A 17,775-nucleotide genomic window follows, 5' to 3' on the forward strand; every position below is an offset into this window, starting at 1 on the left:
ACGGGCCTTTCCTTGTGGTACGGGGACAGTCAAACGGCGAGCGGTGACGTGCCGGTTACGTTCCTGGCCAGCCGCAGCCGTACCGGGATGCTGGTGATCCCCCAGGTGAAGTTGGACGAGTTGAACACCACGGGACCGGCGAGCTCGAAGCCGTCCAGGCGAGGGGCCAACTCCCGCAGCAAGGCGGAGAGTTCGAGGCGGGCGAGGTGGGCGCCCAGGCACAGGTGCCGGCCGTGCCCGAAGGCGATGTGCCGGTTGGGCCGGCGGTCAGCGAGGAAGAGGTGCGGGTCGGCGAAGACCGCCTCGTCGCGGTTGGCGGAGACGTTCCACAGCGTGACCTTGTCTCCCGCAGCAATCGGTACACCGCCGATCTCGGTGTCGCGAGTCACGGTGCGCAGCGCGTGCACGCCGGGGGTGGTCCACCGCAGGACCTCCTCCACGGCCGGGCCGACCGCCTGGGACCCGCCCTCGCGCAGCAGGCGCCACTGGTCTGGGTGCCGGGCGAACATGTGAACCGCGCCGGCCGCGGAATAGCGGGTGGTCTCGTTCGCGCCGGAGAGCACGCCGTTGCAGTTGAAGACGATCTCTTCATCGGTCAGTGGACGGTCCGTACCGTCCAGCTCAGTGACCCTCGACTGGTGGGCGATCTCGCTGACCAGGTCGTCCCCGGGCTCGGCCCGGCGCCGGTTCAGCAGGTCGATGAAGTACAGGAAGATCTCGGAGTGTGCCGTGGAGCGCACGTTCTCGTCCGGCGAGTCGAACGCCTCAGTGGTGAGCTGGCCGATCCACGACCAGTCGGCGCGGGGGATGCCCATCATGGCGCACACGACGCGGTTGGGCAGTTGCTTGGCGAGGTCGATGAAGTCCAACTCGCCGCGCTGTTCCGCCTCGTCGACCAGGTCGCGCACCACGTCGTTGACCATCCGCTCAACGCGGGGCATCCGGCCGGGTGCGAACGCCTGGTGCAGGGCCCGTTTGAGGCGGGTGTGGTGGGGCGCGTCGGAGACGATCAGCATGCGGTTGGCCACCGCCGCGACCGCCGCCGGCTCGCTGCCCAGCCGCATGCCCTGGGCGGAGCTGAAGGTATCGCTGTCGGCGTAGACGCGCACGATGTCGTGGTAGCGGCTGAGCGCCCAAAAGCCGGGGCCGTCGGGCTCCGGGTGCCGGTACACGGGGGAGTTGGCGCGCAGCCAGGCAAGGGTGGACCAGAAGTCGTTGCGGGCGAAGGGCTCGGGGGCCAGCAGGTCGATGTGCATCTCAGCGCTCCGTGGCACGGCGCAGGCTCAGCGGACGCATGTCGTGCCAGACGGCGTCCACATGGGCACGGCACTCCGCTTCCGTGCCATGGTGCCCGGCGGCCCTCCAGCCGTCGGGGATCTCGTTGTCCGCGGGGAAAATCCCGTACTGCTCCTCGTGGTTGACCAGAACCTGGTAGCGGGGTGCGGGGTCGGCGAGCATCGCAGATGGCGTCCTTACAGATCGGTGGCTTCGGTCGGCCGGGTCGCGGCGCGGATCACATCGGTGAGGCGGGGCAGGACCAGCTCCGGGTTGCGCAGCACCGCGTGGTGGCCGCCGGGGAAGTCCCGACGATGGCAAGCGCGGGAGGTGACCGCGGCCCAGCCGTCGAGCTGCTCGGCGGTGACCGTTTCGTCGGCGGTGCCGCCCCAGACGTGGAGGTCGATGTCCAAGAGGGCACCGCCGGTGTGGGTGTAGCTGGTGGACAGCTGGGCGTCCTGACGCAGCATGCCGAGCATCAGGGCACGGGTCTCCGGGTCGAGCAGGAGCGCTTCGGGGCCGCTGGCGTCTAGGAGCTTGTTGAGTTCGGCGTCATCCTCGACGATGCCGCGCCCCGCGCCGTCCCAGTGACGAGGCGGACGGCAGCCGCTGACCACGAGGGCGGCCGGGTTCACCCGGCGGGCCAGTTCGTAGCCGATGAGGCCGCCGAAGCTGTGCCCGAAGATCACCAGGGAACGGCTGGCGGCGAGACGTGCTGTGACCTCCGTGGCGATGGCCTCCACCGCCACGTCGAAGGTGTCAGGCATGGGGTCGTGCCAGCGGTTCTCCCGGCCGGGAAGCTGAACGCCCCACACCTGGGCAACGCCGGCCAATGGCTGCTGCCAGTGCCGGAACTGGTGGCACCCCGCTCCGGCGGGCGGCAGACACAACAGCACCGGCGGGCCGCCGACGGGGCGAGTGCCCGGCGCACCGGGCCAGGTAGAGATCCATGCGGTGCTCATCACCAGGCTCCTTCGGCGACGGCGTCCTGCACGGGCGGCAGGGTGCGGTCGAGTTCGGCGGCGAGGGCCGCAGCGGTCGGATTGGCCAGCAGCTGCGCCAACGTCACCCGTCCCTGGGTACGGCGTCGCAGCTCGGCGACGGTCCGTGCGGCCAGCAGTGAGTGGCCGCCCAGCTCGAAGAAGTCCGCGCCGGTGTCGGTGACTTCACGTTCCAGCAGCTCGCTCCAGATCTGCAGCACCTGCCGTTCTCGGGGAGTGAGCTGCGTGGGGCCGGTGCCGGTGTCGGCCGGGACGGCGGCCGGTTCGCCGGCGAGGGCCGTGCGGTCGGCCTTGCCGGTGACCAGCGTCGGCAGCGCGGCCACCACGCGCACATGGTGCGGCACGGCAGCCGGGGGCAGCAGGTCGGCGCAGCGGGCCAGGACGCGCTCGGGCAGGTCCGCACCACCGTCGGCCGCGACGACGGCCAGGCCCAGTGTGTCGCCTGAGCCGGACACATACGCGGCGGCCGCCTCGACACCGGCCACGGTGGCGGCCACCCGGTCCACCTCACCCAGCTCGATGCGGTGCCCGCGTACCTTGATCTGGTCGTCCCGGCGCCCGCGGTACTCCAGCGTGCCGTCCGCGCACTGCCGCACCATGTCACCGCTGCGGTACATGCGCGCGCCGCCGCCTTCGAACGGATCGGGTACGAAGCGGGCAGCGGTCAGGCCGGGCTGGTTGCGGTAGCCGCGCGCCACTGCGGGCCCGCCCAGACACAGCTCGCCGTCCGTGCCCGGTTCGACGGGCCGCAGCCAGGCGTCGAGTACATGGGCTCGATAGCCGGGCAGCGGCCTGCCGATGGTGCGTATGTCGTCCTGGCAGACACTGTCCGACCAAGTCGCAGCGATGGTTGCCTCAGTAGGCCCGTATACGTTCAAAAAGCGGCGGCCAGCGGCGAAGCGATCGGCGAGGGCGGGCGGGCACGCCTCGCCCGCGACCACGACGACCTCGGCGGCGTCGATGTCGCCGCCGTGCGCGGCCAGTAGCGAGGGGGTGAGCGACACAGTGCGCAGGCCCGGCGGGAGCAGCGGGGTGCCGTCCTCAGCGGCGCGCAGCCCGTCGAGGGACAGATCGACCAGCGCGACACCCTGGCCGTGCAGCAGGTACAGCAGGGTGCACCACAGCCAGCCGTCGAACGCCGGCGACACCGCATTCAGGCCCAGCCCGCCGGGGGGCAGCTCCAGGCTGCCCAACGCGGTAACAAAGGTGTCCAGGCCGCGATAGGTGACCTCAACTCCCTTGGGGCGGCCGGTTGTTCCGGAGGTGTAGATGATGTAAGCGCAGGAGTCCGGCTCCGGTGCAGCGGCGGGCACGGTGGCACCGCGGATGGCCTTGGACGGACGCAGCTGCTCGACGTCGTTCGCCAACTCAAGCCCCCGCGGAAGACTTTCGGCGATCAGCACCCGAACACCGGCGTCCCGCAAGGCATACGTCAGGCGCTCCACCGGGTGCCCGGCGTCCAAGGGCACCGCGGTGGCCCCCAGGTGCCAGACGGCCAGCAGGGCGGCCACGCTGTCCGTGGAGCGGCCCAACAGCAGGCCGACGGCCGTGTCTGCGGTTACGCCCCCCGCAGCGAGAGCTTCAGCCAACTCCTCTGTACGGTCCTGGACTCGGGCGAAGTCGAGGGAACTCCCATCGGGTGCGCACACCGCCACGTCCGTGGGCCGCAACCGGCTCCAGGAGTGCACGGCGCGCAGGATGGACAAGGGGCTCAGCTCAGCGGTCATCAGGCGCTCCTCTCTGCTTCCTGCTTCGTCACAGGGGCGGATGTGTCCTTCAGGCGGGGGCCGGTGACCGGTGCACCGGTCACCTGGGGAAGCTGGACGGACTTGGTCTCCAGGTAGCCGGCCAGTCCTGCCGCGCCGCACTCGCGGCCGATGCCGGACTGCTTGAAGCCGCCGAAGGGTGCGGCCGGGTTGAAGCCCGCGCCGTTGACGTCGATGACCCCGGTGCGCAGTCGGCGGGCGACGCGCAGAGCGTGTTCGTCGCCGTCCGCCCACACGCCGCTGTGCAGCCCGTAGCGGGTGCCGTTGGCAATAGCCACAGCGTCGTCCTCGCCGTCGTGCGGGATCACGCTCAACACCGGTCCGAAGATCTCCTCCTGGGCCAGCGCCGAGGCCGGATCGACCCTGGCGAAGAGGGTTGGAGTGACGTAGTATCCGCGCTCCAAGCCGGCAGGGCGGCCGGTGCCGCCCCGCACCAGCTCCGCCCCGCTGTCCACGCCGGCCTGAACGTGGCCGATGACGCGCTCACGCCCCGCCGCCGAGACCAACGGCCCGAGATCCGTGGCCGCATCGCGCGGGTCGCCGACCACGTACTGCGCCATCGCCTCGTTCGCGATGCGCACCGCCTCGTCGTGCCGGGCGCGCGGCACCAGTAGTCGGCTCCATTGCAGGCACGCCTGGCCGGAGTTGAAGCACACCCGGTCCACGGTCTCGCGTACCGCCGCCTCCAGATCGGCGCCCTCCATCACTACGCTGGCGCCCTTGCCTCCCAACTCCAGGTGCACGCGCTTCACGGTGTCGGCTCCCAGGACCGACACCTGACGTCCGGCACGGGTGGAACCGGTGAGCGAGACCAGGTCGACGGCCGGGTGCGCGGCAAGTGCCGCCCCTGCCTGCGAGCCGGGGCCCACCACCATGTTGAACACGCCGGGCGGCAGATCGGCCTCGGCGACGATCTCGGCGAACAACAGCGCGTGCAGCGGGGTGAGTTCGCTGGGCTTGTGAACAACGGTGCACCCAGCGGCGAGCGCGGGCAGCACCTTCTGCACCGTGAGCAGCAGCGGCATGTTCCACGGCGTGATGCACGCGGCCACCCCCGCCGGTTCGCGCGTCACCAGGGAGTGCCCGAGGCGCTCTTCGAACGCAAAGCGCTCCAGGACCTCGGCGCTCTGCGCGGCCATGCCGATCGCCAGCCCGACTTGGGCGCGCCGGGCCAACCGTTGCGGCGCCCCCACCTCGGAAGTGATGGTCTGAGCGAGTTGGTCGGCGTGATGCTCCAGGCCGGCGACGATCCGGCGCAGCGCGGCCAGGCGGTCGTGTACAGAAGTGGTGGACCAGGAGGGAAAGGCGTCAGCGGCGGCGCGGGCCGCACGGTCAGCGTCCTGCGCGGTGCCGCTGGGCACGGTCGCCAGCAACCGCTCAGTAGCGGGATCAGTGACCGCGAGCTCCTCGGTGGCCAGGGACACGGTCCAACAGCCCCCGATCCACTGGTCGGTGTGGCGTTTGGGCGGGACGGCCGCGGGCGGTACGGCGAGCCCGGTCGGCTCAGTCATGAGCAGGTCCTTAACTGTGGGTGTAAGAGGCCAGAGCTGGCCTGCGAACGGCGGTGTGAGGACGCCTGGCGTGGTGGACGGCGGGCATGGGCCGCGCCGGGTGGCCGGGGGCCGGCAGCAAGGAGTGCAGCAACCGCCGTGTCTCGGGGGCCGGCGCGACGCCCAGCTCCTCGCGCAGCCGACGGGCGCACAGGTCGTACCAGCTGCGGACGCGGGCCAGTTCGCCGAGCCTGCCGTGTGCGGCCATCAACTCCCGGTACGTCTCCTCGTGATGGCGGTCGATCTCCAGCGTCCGGCGGCACAGCGCAATGAGTTCGGGGAAGTCCTCTCGCACTTGTGCGTCTGAGCGCAGCTCGGCGAGCCCGCGCAGGGCGAGGGATTGCAGGTACTCGCGCTGCTCGGTGATCCAGTCGGCGTTCTCGCCGGGCAGGAACTGGCCTCGATACAGCGCCAGTGCGCCGCGCAGCGCGTCGGCGGCGTCCGCGCTGCGCCCGTCCCGGGCGGCGGCCAGGCCCGCCCTCAGCAGTCGCTGGAACCGCCCGACGTCGCAGGCGGCATCGTCCATGTACAGCACATAGCCGCAGTCCCGGTGCACCAATCGGATGCCGGAACCGCTCTCCTGGTCGGGGTGGGCCTGCAGCACCTGCCGCAGGGCATGCGCCGCCACCTTCAACGAGCTGCGGCCCGCCGACCACTCCGCCTCGGGCCACAGCACCTCGTACAGCCGCTCGCGCGTGAGGATCTGGTCCTGGTGCAGCGCCAGGTACTGGAAGAGCTGACGGGCCTTGCCAGCCCGCCAGCGGCGCACCGGAGCACCGTCCACGGTGACCGAGAAAGTGCCGAGGAACTGCATTTCCACCCGGTGCCGGACCGCGTCGTTCACCGCGGTGGTCATACCTGCCTCCTGCATTTTCGGGACTGTGCGCCGAACGCTGATCAACGATCGGCAAGTCTGGCCCTGCCTCCTTGCGGGCCTCTATAACTCACGAGCCGGGCAGGTGTAGTTGCAGCATAGGCGGGGCGCTGACACTGACCGTACGAATCCATGCCCCGGCCGTCGGCCGTATCAGAAATGAGGATCCGTCCATGACCAACAATGACGCCCGTATCCGCAAGGTCGTCATCCTCGGCGGCGGCACGGCCGGCTGGATGACGGCTGCCTATCTCGGAAAGGCACTTCAGGAATCGGTGGAGATCACCGTTCTCGAGGCGCCTTCCATTCCTCGTATCGGGGTCGGCGAGGCCACCGTCCCGAACCTGCACCGCGCCTTCTTCGACTATCTCGGCATCGCCGAGGAGGAGTGGATGCGCGAATGCAACGCCAGCTTCAAAATGGCAGTGCGCTTCGTCAACTGGCGAACCGAGGGCAAGGGCGAAGCCGAGGCTCGCGCACTCCCCGACGACAGCCCGGACCACTTCTACCACCCGTTCGGGCTGCTGCCCGACCACGACCGGGCGCCGCTGTCTCACTACTGGTTCAAGCGCAAGTACGAGGGCCGTACTACCGAGCCGTTCGACTACGCCTGCTTCCGCGAACCTCCGGTCATGGACGCCATGAAGGCGCCCCGCTGGCTGGACGGCCGCCCAGCCACCCGATACGCCTGGCACTTCGACGCCCAGCTCGTCGCCGATTTCCTGCGGCGCTTCGCCACCGAGAAGCAGGGAGTACGGCACATCGAGGACGAGATGGTCCACGTCGAGCAGGACGAGCGGGGCTTCGTCACAGCGCTGAACACCAAGGGCGGCGCGGTGCTGGACGCCGACCTGTTCGTGGACTGCTCCGGATTCCGCGGACTGCTGATCAACAAGGCGCTGGCCGAGCCGTTCATCGACATGAGCGACCACCTGCTGTGCGACAGCGCGGTCGCCACCGCCATCCCGCACGACGACGAGAAGAACGGCGTCGAGCCGTACACATCGGCCATCGCCATGTCCTCGGGTTGGACCTGGAAGATCCCGATGCTCGGTCGTTTCGGCACCGGGTACGTGTATTCCAGCAAGTTCACCTCACAGGAAGAGGCCACCGCAGAATTCTGTGAGCTGTGGGGCCTGGACCCGGAGCAGACGACGTTCAACCATGTCCGCTTCCGGGTCGGCCGCAACCGCCGCGCCTGGGTGAAGAACGTGGTCAGCATCGGGTTGTCCTCCTGCTTCCTGGAGCCGCTGGAATCGACCGGCATCTACTTCATCACCGCCGCGATCCACCAACTTGCCAAGCATTTCCCGGACCGTACGTTCAACCAGGCTCTCATCGACAGTTTCAACAACGAGATCGAGGTGATGTTCGACGACACCCGGGACTTCGTCCAGGCCCACTTCTACTACGCGCCGCGCAACGACACCCCGTTCTGGCGCGCCAACAAGGAGCTGACCCTCCCGAAGAACATCCAGGAAAAGATCGCCGCGTACAAGGCAGGGCTACCGATCAACTCGCCGATTACCGACGAGAGCACCTACTACGGAAATTTCGAGGCGGAGTTCCGCAACTTCTGGACCAATGGCAGCTATTACTGCATCTTCGCGGGCCTGGGCCTGGAGCCCGACGCCCCGCTGCCGGTGCTCGCGCACAAGCCCGAATCGGTGGCGGGTGCGGAGCCGCTGTTCGAAGAGGTCAAGCGGACCCAGCAGGAGCTGCTGGAAACGCTGCCCAGCGCCTACGAGTACCTGAGGCAGCTGCACGGCTGACGCTCCGCCACCGCGGACACCAGGGCCTCGGCGAGGCGCACCGGACCTCGCCGAGGCCACTCGGGCCCGGCCGCCGACATCGGGCGGCCGGGCCGCACGCCGTCTCGCCTGCCCTCCACCCCATCCCAGGAGTGCCCATGCCCCGCGCCCCCAAGCTGCACCCGTCCCCTTCCCCTCCACTGGCCGACGCCGACCTTCGGCCCTTCATGGCCGGATTCCCAAGCGGCGTCGCCGTCGTCACCGCACTGGACAAGACGCGGACCCCACACGGGATGACCTGTAGCTCCCTGTGCAGCGTCGCCCTGTCCCCCGCCACCCTCGTGGTCTGCATACGCTCCGCCAGCCCCACTCTCCGGGCACTTCGGTCGAACGGCCGTTTCGCCCTCAACTTGCTGCACGAAGACGCCCGTTCGGTCTCCGACCTGTTTGCGTCCGGGGTACCGGACCGCTTCGCCCGAGTGCCCTGGCGGATGCCGCTGGGCGCCGCCGGCCCTCACCTGAGCGATGCCGCGCACGCCATCGCGGACTGCGTGGTGGACCGGACCACCGAATTCGGCGACCACACCGCGGTGTTCGCCACCGTCGGGCGCGTCACTCTCACCGAGGACCGGCAACCGCTGTTGTACGGTCGGCGCCGCTATGCCCGCTGGACGGATGCCGCGGCCGTGCCCGCGCCGGGCGAGGGGGACGCGGGTGTCCGTGCTTGAGCCCTTCTCCCAACTGCTGCTCACCGTCTCCGTGGTGATTGTCGCGTGCCGGGCCGGCGCCGCGCTCTTCCGGCGCATCGGACAACCTCCGGTGGTCGGGGAGATCACCGTCGGCATTCTGATGGGCCCCACCCTCCTCGGCTGGATCTGGCCCCAGGCGCAGTCCGCCCTGTTCCCGCCCTCGGTGACCGGGTACGTCGATGTGCTCGGCCAACTCGGCCTGATCGCCTTCATGTTTCTGGTCGGCCTGGAGCTGGACCTCACCGCGCTGCGCGGTCACAGTCGCACCGCCGTCACCATCAGCCAGGCCAGCATCGCGCTGCCGCTGGGCCTGGGCGCACTGCTCGCCCTGGCCATGTACGGCGACTTCGCGCCCGACGGCGTGGGCCGGCTGCCGTTCACCCTGTTCGTCGCGGTCGCCATGAGCATCACCGCCTTCCCCGTCCTAGCCCGAGTGCTCAGCGACTGCGGCCTGAGCGACACCCGGCTCGGTGCCCTGGCCATGGCCTGTGCCGCCGTCGATGACGCCACCGCCTGGTGTCTGCTGGCCGCCGTCGTCGCGCTCGCCGGCAGCGGCTCAGCGCTGGCCGCAGCCTCCACCGCCGCCCTCACGGCCCTCTTCCTCGCCGTGCTGTTCACCGTCGTCCGTCCGCTGCTCGCTCGCTGGGTCCGGCATCAGAGAGGCGGTGCTGACCAAGATGGCCTAGTGCTGACCGTGCTCTTCGCCGGAATGTGCCTGTCAGCCCTGGCCACCGACCGCATCGGCGTACACGCCATCTTCGGCGCGTTCGTCTTCGGCGCCATCACCCCGCGCGGGCACGCGGGGGTCGAGCGCTGCGCCCGGCGGCTGCGGGCCGTCGCGCTGCCCCTGTTCGTTCCGCTCTTCTTCGTCCACACCGGCCTGCAAACCGACCTCGGTTCGTTGGCCGCCGTTCCAGGGCACTGGTGGTGGGCTCCTGCCGTGCTCGCTGTGGCGCTGCTTGGCAAGTGGGGCGGCAGCGCCGCTGCGGCCCGTTGGCGCGGCGAGCCTTGGAAAGACGCCATGTCCATCGGCGCCCTGATGAACTGCCGTGGCCTGACCGAACTGGTTGTCTTGAACATAGGTCTCCAACTCGGGGTCATCGAGCCCGACCTGTTCTCCATCCTGGTACTGATGGCCCTGACCACCACGGTCCTGACCGCGCCCGTGCTGCGCCTGCTGCGCGGCAGTCCTGCGGCGGCGGCAGTCGAGGACGCGCTCCGCCCGACCGTGGCGAAGATCCCCATGTCCCGCCGGCGGCTGACCGCGGCCGGCCGAGCACAAGGGAAACCACCCGCGTGAGCGCCACCCGCTGCCAGGGGCCGCCCACGGCCCTGCGCCGCTCCCTGACAGGCCGCCAGATACAGATGATCGCCCTCGGCGGTGCGCTGGGCACCGGCCTGTTCCTCGGTTCCGGCATGGCGTTCTCCCTGGCCGACCCCTCCGTGATCGTCGCCTACGCCATCGGCGCGGCGCTGGCCCTCTCCCTGGCATACGCCCTGGCGGAAATGACCGTCGCGCATCCGCAGGCCGGCGGGTTCGGTGCGCTCGCGCACACCTACTTCGGGCCATGGGCGAGCTTCGCCCAGCGCTGGATGTACTGGGTCGCCCAAGTCGTGAACGTCGGCGGCGAGGTCACCGCGGCGGGCATGTACGTACGTCTGTGGTGGCCCGCGCTGCCCTTGTGGATCCCGGTCGCCGTGTTCTCCATACTCATCGTGACCATCAACCGGGCGTCGGTGCGCTTCTTCGGCGAGTTCGAGTTCTGGTTCGCGATGGTCAAGATTGTGGCCATCGTCGCGTTCGTCCTCATCGGGTTGGCGTGGATCACCGTCGGCCTGCCCGGTGGATCTCCCGCAGGACTCGCCGCCTGGACCGAGCACGGCGGCTTCGCGTCCGGCGGGCTGACCGGTCTGTGGCTGACGATGACGGTAGTGACATTCGGCTACATGGGCACCGAAGCAGTCGCCATGACCGCTGCGGAATCCCGCGACCCCGAGCACGTCATACCCCGCGCCACCCGCGGCATGGTGCTGCGGCTGGCGCTGTGCTATCTCCTCACCATGTTCGTCATCGTCACTGTCGTCCCGCGAGGCGCGTCCGGCGGCGGCAGTCTGGCCGACAGCCCTTTCGTAAGGCTCTTCGACACCGCGGGCGTTCCCGGCGCGGTCACCGTGGTGAACGCTGTGGTGCTCACCGCCGCCCTCTCCGCGATGAACACCAACCTCTACGTGAGCACCCACACTGTCTACTCCCTCGCGCAGGACGGTTACGCGCCGCGCCGGCTGACAGACCTGACCCCTGGCGGGGTGCCCCGCGACGCGCTGTACTTCTCCCTCACCGGGCTGGCTCTGGCCGTGGTCCTCTGCGTTCTCACCCCCCGGAGCGCCTTCCCGCTCCTGGTCGGCCTGGCCACGTTCGGGGCGCTGGTCACCTGGCTGATGATCTTTGCCACGCAGTGGGCCTTCCGGCGGCACCGGCGGGAAGCAGGGCTGCCGTCCACCGTCATCCGGCTGCGGGCCGCTCGCATCATCGCTCCCGCGGCCATGCTCTTCGTCGCCGGCATCCTGGTCACGCTGGCCTTCACCGAGCAGTTCGCCCTGGTGCCGTTGGTCGGCGTCCCGTTCTTCGGGCTGACTCTGGCTGCGTACGCCGTCCTGCGGCGGGCGCGCACCCGCTGTACGGCCCGCCCGCCCCGGACACCCGCCGAAACCGCCGAACCGGCACCGCGACCGCCCCCACCGGGGCGGAGCGCGACACCGCGCCCCGCCCCGGAACGGGGTACGGCAGTGGCACCACACGTGTCAACTGCACTGCTTACAGGGCAAGTTCCCCAACAGCTCGCTCTGCCGCCGCCGTGAGCCGGACGGCCAGATCCTTCAGTTCCTGCCGCAGCTCATCGGGCTGGTGAATGACGAAGGGCCACTCCAGGGAGGCCAGCAGATGGGCCATGCCGTCCAGCCGATCCGCCTGGGCGCGCATCAGCACACCGGTGTCCCGGTCAGTGAGGGACACCACCGAGCGGGGCAGCCTGCGAGCGATCTCGTCAAGCGGGCCATGGATCAGCACCTCGACGTGCCAGCGGTACCGCGCCTGCGCCAAGGTCGCGGTGAGGTGGGCGACGGCGTCGAATCCGTCGGGGGCGTTGAAGGTTTGCGTACGGGGCGCGACGGAGGCGATGCGATCGATGCGGAAGGTCCGCAAGCTGTCGCGAAGATGATCGTGACCCACGACGTACCAACGTCCGGTGTGGAAGACCACGCCGTAGGGGTCCATGTCGCGTTCGGTGTGGTCCTGGTGCCGGGAGCGATAGGTCATGGCGACGGTGGTGCCGGCGCGGGACGCCTGGGCCAGGGCCAGCAGAACGCCGGATTCGGGCGCTTGGGCGGGCACAGGGTGCGCGGTGAAGGACAAGGTCTCCTGCATGGCGGCGAGCGGATCGCGCAAGGCGTTGGGCAACACCCTCTCGATCTTGGCCAGCGCGCCCGCCCCGGCGGGCGCTGCCGTGCCCATGCCCAGGCGTTCGGCGGCGAGCAGGCCCAGGACGACCGCCAAAGCTTCGTCGTTGGTGAGCACCAGCGGCGGCATGCGGTACCCGCGGGCCAGCCGGTAGCCGCCATACCGGCCGCGCTCGGCTTCCACAGGGATGCCCAGGTCACGCAGGTGGGCGGTATACCGGCGAATCGTACGGACATCGGTACCCAGCCGCCCGGCCAACTCCGCCCCGGTCAGTACCGCGTGGGTCTGGAGGAGTTCCAGCAGGGTCAGAACACGCGTGAGGGGATGCGACATGAATCACTCGACATTTCAGGGCGGAAACTGTCCTGTATCGAGCTTACGCTCCCCGCAGCACTTCGTTTCAGGGAGAACCACATGGCTACCTTCGTACTCGTTCCCGGCGCCTGGCTAGGTGCGTGGGCCTGGGAGGACACTGCCCGCGCACTGCGCGAGCGCGGGCACATAGCGCTACCGATGACGCTGACCGGGCTGGGCGAGAACGCAGATCGGGCCGATCGACACGCGAACCTGGAGACCCACATCGCGGACATCACCGGATTCGTCGAGCGGCACGCGCTGCACGACGTCACGCTGGTGGCGCACAGCTACGCGGCGGCGCCGGTGACCGGGGCCGCCGGACGGCTGGGCGAGCGACTGGCGCGGGTGGTCTACGTCGACAGCGCCCCGTTCGCCCAGGGCATGAGCATGCTCGACCTCCTCTCGCCGCAGGAGACGGAACAGCTGCGCGGCCGTGTCGTCGACGCCGACGGATGGCGACTGCCGCTGCCGTCCTTCGAGGAGCTCGGCGCGTCCAGCAGCCTCGAAGGGCTCGGCGAGGACGAGCGGGAGCTGCTGCGTAGCCGGGCCACCCCCCACCCATTCGGCACCTACGAGCAGCCTCTGACCGGCCCAGCCGAACCCGCCCCCGGCGTGGACCACGTCCTGGTCGCCTGCAGCGACTTCACGGCCCTGCTGGAAGCGGGCGTGCCTATGCTGGCCTTCCTCAGCCAGCCGCCATGGCGACGCTTCGACCTGGCCACCGGGCACTGGCCGATGCTGTCAGCGGCCACCGCGCTCGCCGATGTCCTCGACACGGCCGTCACCTGACACGCAGGGCATCCCCCACCTACGTGAGGACCAACGGGAGAACGCCAGCGGACATCCGAGGTCAAGACGCCCCACGCAAGTCACCTCAAGCCGAGCGTCGCAACGCCTGCAACGACCCCGTCCACCTGGCGACACCAACCGGGCCCGCGACGAATACGACCAGGTAACGGGCCGAAGCCCACGCCCTGGTAAGCCCCGGCATCCCGCTCTCCCTCTCCGCGGTGGCCTACCGCTCCGCTCTCTCCGCCCCCGTTCACCTGCCAGATCGCCGACATCCTCGACGCGTACAAGGTCAAGCCGACCATGCCCCCGCGCAAGGGGGGAACGCACTCGGCCTAGACGGCGCCTCGCCACTTGGCCTCGGCAGTGAGCAGAGTGGCCTGCACCGGATCCAAAACAGTTGCGGGTAATGCGCACGCGCGCACAGCGAACGGCGGACGTCGATCCCCGGTGAGCGGTGCGTAGCTGGAGGTAGCTGGTCAGGCGGGCCTACGTGGCGCCAAGGTCCCGGTGCTCCCATCACGGCAGCGCCGAGCCGGGCAAGTTGCCCTCGTTCGGCACCGCCGGTCGCAGCCGGGGGTGGGCGACGTGTTCAGTCGCCTGCTTCGGCCAGCCGTCTCTCCATGCGCGTGCGTATGGCCGTGGCCCGGGGATCGGTGTACGGGGTCAGGTGGGTCAGGGCCTCGGCCCAGTGGGCGCGAGCCGCTTCGGGGTCTTCTGTGTGGATGGCGGCGGCCAGGTGGTCGAGCTCAACAGCGAACTCCCACTCGTCCCCGAGGTCGCGGTGGACAGCGGCGGCTTGTCGGTGGAAGGCGGCAGCCTCGCTGAAGCGGTCCATTGCGGCGTACGTTTGGCCCGTGCCGCGCCAGGCCAGGGCTTCACGGCTGTGATCACCGAGGCGCCGGTGGAGCAGGGCCGACTGCCGGTAGGCGGCCAGAGCCTCACCGTGCTGCCCGGCGGCACGCTGAATGCCGCCGAGGGTGAGCAGCCAGAAGCCCTCCAGTCCACGATTGCGCAGGCTCAGCGCGATTCCGAGGGCCTCGTCAATGACCTCACGGGCGGCCTCGATCTCGTCCCGCTCGCGATGGAGTTCCGCGGCGAGCCACAGGGAGTTGCCGACGCTCTGCTGGTTATCCAGGGCACGGTGTGCGGCGAGGGCGGCTTGGATCGCGGCGTCCGCTTCCCCGAGGTGGCCTGCTTCCAGGTGGGCGCCGGCCAGGTTGGACTGTGCGGAGGCAGCCCAGCGCTCGCCTCCTACGTCGCAGAAGATACTGATGGCCTGAACGAAGTGAGCGGTGGCCGCTTCGAGTCGGCGGGTGCGCAGGTGGATGAGGCCCAGGAGGTTGAGGGCGTGCGCCTCGTCCACCCGTTTCCCCGCGGTGCGGGCGAGAACGAGGGCGCGGTTCAAGAAGGCGACTGCCTGGTCGAGCTGGTTGACGGAACGGTGGGACATACCGAGCTGGTTGAGCAACAGGAGCTGCCCGTCTGTGTCGTCCGCTTGCTCGGCGGAGGCCAGGCCGATGGGTGCGAAGTCGAGCCAGTCCGCGAAGGCAGCGGAAACGGACAACGCGTTCCACAGCGTTGCGGTCAGCTGCCAGGCGTGCTGGTGCAGCTCAGCCGCGGTAGCGGCTCGTACGAGATGCGGGAAAGTGGCACGCTCACGTTCTGCCCAGTCGGCGGCGGCATCGTAATCGGCGAGGGCCAGTGGCCGCAGGAGTGTGGTCGCCTGGGGCAGCGGCACGTGGTCCTCGCCGGGTTGGAGCCAGGTCTGTGCCGCATCTGCGGTGTGCAGGTACCAGTCCAGCGCGCGGCGCAGGGCGGCTTCGCGCTGCTCGGCGGGTTCCTCGTCGTGGGCCTGGTCGGAGGCGTAGGCGCGCAGGAGGTCGTGGAACTGGTAGCGGTCGGGGCCTGTCTGCTCCAACAGGTGGGCGCCGACGAGGTCGTCGAGGAGCTGCCGGGCGCGGCTGAGGGTGAGGTCGGCGAGCGCGGCAGCCGCGTGGAGCCCGAATTCCGGTCCCGGGTGCAGGCCAAGGAGTCGGAAGAGGCGTCCCGACTGCGGTGGCAGCGCGCGGTAGGACCAGGCGAAGACGGTCCGGACGGCTTCGGCCTCCTCGTCGATTCCCGTGCTGAGCGCGTCCCAGAGTGCGGACTCGTCGTGCAGGTCCGCAAGCAGGTCGTCGAGGCTCAGGTGCGGGTGACTGGCGGCGCGCTCGGCTGCTATCCGCAGGGCGAGCGGGAGGTGTGCGCACAGCCGGGCCAGCTCTGTCAGCTTGTCCGGAGCGTCGCCCGGGCGGTAGTCCTGCGTGACGGCCCGCAACAGTGCGACGGCTTCCGGCTCGGGGAGCGTGCCGAGGGTGATCCTGCGAGCGCCATCGCGCACGGTGAGGCCGGCCAAGCGGCTGCGGCTGGTCACCAGGACCAGATTGTCCCCGCTGCCGGGAATCAGCGGCCGTACCTGACCGACGGTGGCAGCGTTGTCGAGCACGATGAGCATCCGGCGGTCGGCGAGAAGAGAACGGTAGAGCGCGGCCGCGTCGTCCACATCCTGCGGTACGTCGCCCGAGGGCACACCGAGCGCGGTCAGGAAGCGGCGTAACGCCTGCTCTGCGGTGACCGGCTCACGCGGATCGTAGCCCCGCAGATTCACAAAGAGCTGCCCGTCGGGGAAGCGATCCTTGACCTGATGGGCCCAGTGCAGGACCAGGGAAGTCTTGCCCGCCCCGGCCGTACCGGCCACTACATGCACAGAGACGACGAGCTGACCGCCATCTCGCCCCGTTAGGACGGCGTTCAACTGCCCGAGTTCGTCTGTGCGGTTGACGAAGGCATGCACGTCGGCAGGGAGCTGTCGAGGGGTAGTCAACGGACGGTCAGGTGCTCCCGGTGCCTGATGGAAGTGAATACCGCCGGAGACCCTCCCGGCCTGGACGACATCGCGAGACTCTCCCGAGAGGTCGTTGGTTGAGTCACCGGACCACCCGTTGGCGTCTGCCGACATGCCGCTGAATGCATCCCTTCTGGGTCAGGCCGCCGGTGGCGGCGGCAGTGGTGCGACGACACGGTCGAAATAGGATGCGAGGTCCTCCGCAGCCGCGTAGGTGCTCCGCACGTACGCCGCCCACGAATCGACAATGTCCGGGGCGGTGAAGCGGATCGCACCATCCGGTACTCCGGTATCGGTGTACAGGACGCGGAAGAGCACCTTGCCGTCCTGAATCGTCAGCTCCGGAAGCAGCTCGTCGACCTCAGCCGCGGCGACCAGCTTGGCCGGCAAGATCCGCACCCGCTCCCCGTACTCGGCACTGATCCGCAGCGAATGCAGCTCCCACTGCACATACGGCGTCAGCGGCTCCTCCACCACACGCACACGATGGAAAACCGAACCACGGGCCTCCTCGTCCGCCTGGACCCCGCGCAGATTGTCACGGCCCTCCTCGAACAAGCGCAGTGCCGCGGCCCAGTCCCCGCGCCGCAGCGCATCACGGGACGGACTGCCCACCTCCTCAAAGTGCTGCAGCCGCTCCAGCTTCCACGAGTCGCCATTGCGGATCGCCGCATCCCGAGCGCGGAAATCGCGAAGGTACTCGTCGTTGCCCAGTCGCTGGCCACGCTCCGAAGGAAGTGCCGGTGCCTGAGCCTCAAGCATCGGGGATGTCCGGCTTCGCTGCGATCAGCATGTTGCCGGGGATGACGACGAGGCGTTCGTCAGCCGCGAGAGACACGCCTTCCGGCAGGCGCGAAGCGTAGTCGTCGGTCAGATCACGGCCGATAACGGCGACATCGCCGTTGCTGAGCTCCCAGATGTCCGGGCACTGTTCTCTCCCCTGGGAGTTGCCCAGCTCTTCCGCCGACTTCCCCAACCGCTTGACGAATAACGCCGACGAGTCAGCTTCCCAGGCACGGACCACCGGTGCCACCTCCAGGTTCCGCTGTAACGGAATGCCATGGCCACGATACCGCGCGAGACAGGACGCGGGCGGTGCGCGTTCGCGCCGCGCGCGGATAACCGCCACTCTGGGGAACCCGTCCGGGCTGGGAAAGCACGCACCGCCTCCTGGCCCGCGAAGCCGGCGTCATCGTCCTCGACCCCACAACACCGCCTTCTCCACACCAGCACCTCCCGTGCTCCTGCCTTCCGGACGGCAGAACCCAACCCCCACGCGCCACACCACGTTGACGCACCCGCCGATCGCTCCGGCCGGTACC

At 69.6% G+C, this 17,775-nt stretch carries 15 protein-coding genes; 5 read left to right on the forward strand and 10 right to left on the reverse strand.

Translation table 11 applies throughout. The features are described 5' to 3' along the window. Nucleotides 1-29: 29 nt before the first annotated feature. The 6 genes from ACIQE0_RS35860 to ACIQE0_RS35885 are packed head-to-tail and all read right to left on the reverse strand — an operon-like array spanning nt 30 to nt 6,448. A complete protein-coding gene (locus ACIQE0_RS35860) occupies nt 30-1,256 on the reverse strand; it encodes a cytochrome P450 (protein WP_402339813.1) in 1,227 nt (408 codons plus the stop codon). Between the two features lies 1 nt (nt 1,257). Then, nucleotides 1,258-1,458, reverse strand: a complete 201-nt coding sequence (locus tag ACIQE0_RS35865) for an MbtH family protein (protein WP_402339816.1) — start codon at nt 1,456-1,458, stop codon at nt 1,258-1,260. A gap of 14 nt (nt 1,459-1,472) precedes the next feature. Continuing rightward, on the reverse strand, nt 1,473-2,237 hold the full coding sequence (locus ACIQE0_RS35870) for a thioesterase II family protein (RefSeq protein WP_402339818.1): 765 nt from the start codon (nt 2,235-2,237) through the stop codon (nt 1,473-1,475). Next, entirely contained in the window at nt 2,237-4,003 is a 1,767-nt protein-coding gene (locus ACIQE0_RS35875) for a non-ribosomal peptide synthetase (RefSeq protein ID WP_402339821.1), read from the reverse strand. The genes ACIQE0_RS35870 and ACIQE0_RS35875 overlap by 1 nt, the downstream gene beginning before the upstream one ends. Next, nucleotides 4,003-5,553 (reverse strand): aldehyde dehydrogenase family protein, encoded by a 1,551-nt coding sequence (locus ACIQE0_RS35880; protein ID WP_402339824.1) that lies wholly within the window; start codon nt 5,551-5,553, stop codon nt 4,003-4,005. Before ACIQE0_RS35880 ends, ACIQE0_RS35875 begins: the two co-directional genes overlap by 1 nt. A gap of 10 nt (nt 5,554-5,563) precedes the next feature. Continuing rightward, entirely contained in the window at nt 5,564-6,448 is an 885-nt protein-coding gene (locus tag ACIQE0_RS35885) for a BTAD domain-containing putative transcriptional regulator (RefSeq protein WP_402339827.1), read from the reverse strand. A gap of 191 nt (nt 6,449-6,639) precedes the next feature. Here ACIQE0_RS35885 and ACIQE0_RS35890 point away from each other — a divergent pair, with 191 nt between their 5' ends. From ACIQE0_RS35890 to ACIQE0_RS35905, 4 genes are all read left to right on the forward strand, one after another. Then, complete coding sequence (locus ACIQE0_RS35890; protein WP_402339830.1) at nt 6,640-8,238, forward strand: tryptophan halogenase family protein; 1,599 nt, start codon at nt 6,640-6,642, stop codon at nt 8,236-8,238. Nucleotides 8,239-8,375: 137 nt separating this feature from the next. Continuing rightward, the gene (locus ACIQE0_RS35895) at nt 8,376-8,945 is read left to right on the forward strand and encodes a flavin reductase family protein (RefSeq protein ID WP_402339833.1); all 570 of its coding nucleotides are present in this window, start codon (nt 8,376-8,378) and stop codon (nt 8,943-8,945) included. Further along, nucleotides 8,932-10,266 carry a cation:proton antiporter gene (locus ACIQE0_RS35900; RefSeq protein WP_402339836.1) on the forward strand — a complete coding sequence of 445 codons (1,335 nt, stop codon included), beginning with the start codon at nt 8,932-8,934 and terminating at the stop codon, nt 10,264-10,266. Before ACIQE0_RS35895 ends, ACIQE0_RS35900 begins: the two co-directional genes overlap by 14 nt. Continuing rightward, the gene (locus tag ACIQE0_RS35905; RefSeq protein WP_402339839.1) at nt 10,263-11,825 is read left to right on the forward strand and encodes an amino acid permease; all 1,563 of its coding nucleotides are present in this window, start codon (nt 10,263-10,265) and stop codon (nt 11,823-11,825) included. The genes ACIQE0_RS35900 and ACIQE0_RS35905 overlap by 4 nt, the downstream gene beginning before the upstream one ends. On the opposite strand, the gene ACIQE0_RS35910 is transcribed toward ACIQE0_RS35905, so the two are convergent. Continuing rightward, nucleotides 11,782-12,756 carry a helix-turn-helix transcriptional regulator gene (locus ACIQE0_RS35910; protein WP_402339842.1) on the reverse strand — a complete coding sequence of 325 codons (975 nt, stop codon included), beginning with the start codon at nt 12,754-12,756 and terminating at the stop codon, nt 11,782-11,784. The genes ACIQE0_RS35905 and ACIQE0_RS35910 overlap by 44 nt on opposite strands. A gap of 81 nt (nt 12,757-12,837) precedes the next feature. Between ACIQE0_RS35910 and ACIQE0_RS35915 the strand changes: the two genes are divergently transcribed. Continuing rightward, on the forward strand, nt 12,838-13,569 hold the full coding sequence (locus tag ACIQE0_RS35915; RefSeq protein WP_402339844.1) for an alpha/beta fold hydrolase: 732 nt from the start codon (nt 12,838-12,840) through the stop codon (nt 13,567-13,569). A gap of 592 nt (nt 13,570-14,161) precedes the next feature. Here the strand turns inward: ACIQE0_RS35915 and ACIQE0_RS35920 are convergent. The 3 genes from ACIQE0_RS35920 to ACIQE0_RS35930 all read right to left on the reverse strand — a co-directional run bounded on the left by ACIQE0_RS35920 (nt 14,162) and on the right by ACIQE0_RS35930 (nt 17,477). Then, nucleotides 14,162-16,402 carry an ATP-binding protein gene (locus ACIQE0_RS35920; RefSeq protein ID WP_402339847.1) on the reverse strand — a complete coding sequence of 747 codons (2,241 nt, stop codon included), beginning with the start codon at nt 16,400-16,402 and terminating at the stop codon, nt 14,162-14,164. A gap of 189 nt (nt 16,403-16,591) precedes the next feature. Beyond that, a complete protein-coding gene (locus ACIQE0_RS35925; RefSeq protein ID WP_402339849.1) occupies nt 16,592-17,215 on the reverse strand; it encodes a DUF6879 family protein in 624 nt (207 codons plus the stop codon). Next, a complete protein-coding gene (locus ACIQE0_RS35930; RefSeq protein WP_402339873.1) occupies nt 17,208-17,477 on the reverse strand; it encodes a hypothetical protein in 270 nt (89 codons plus the stop codon). The genes ACIQE0_RS35925 and ACIQE0_RS35930 overlap by 8 nt, the downstream gene beginning before the upstream one ends. Between the last annotated feature and the right edge of the window lie 298 nt (nt 17,478-17,775).

This window comes from Streptomyces sp. NPDC093097, assembly GCF_044754325.1.
Taxonomy (GTDB): Bacteria; Actinomycetota; Actinomycetes; order Streptomycetales; family Streptomycetaceae; genus Streptomyces.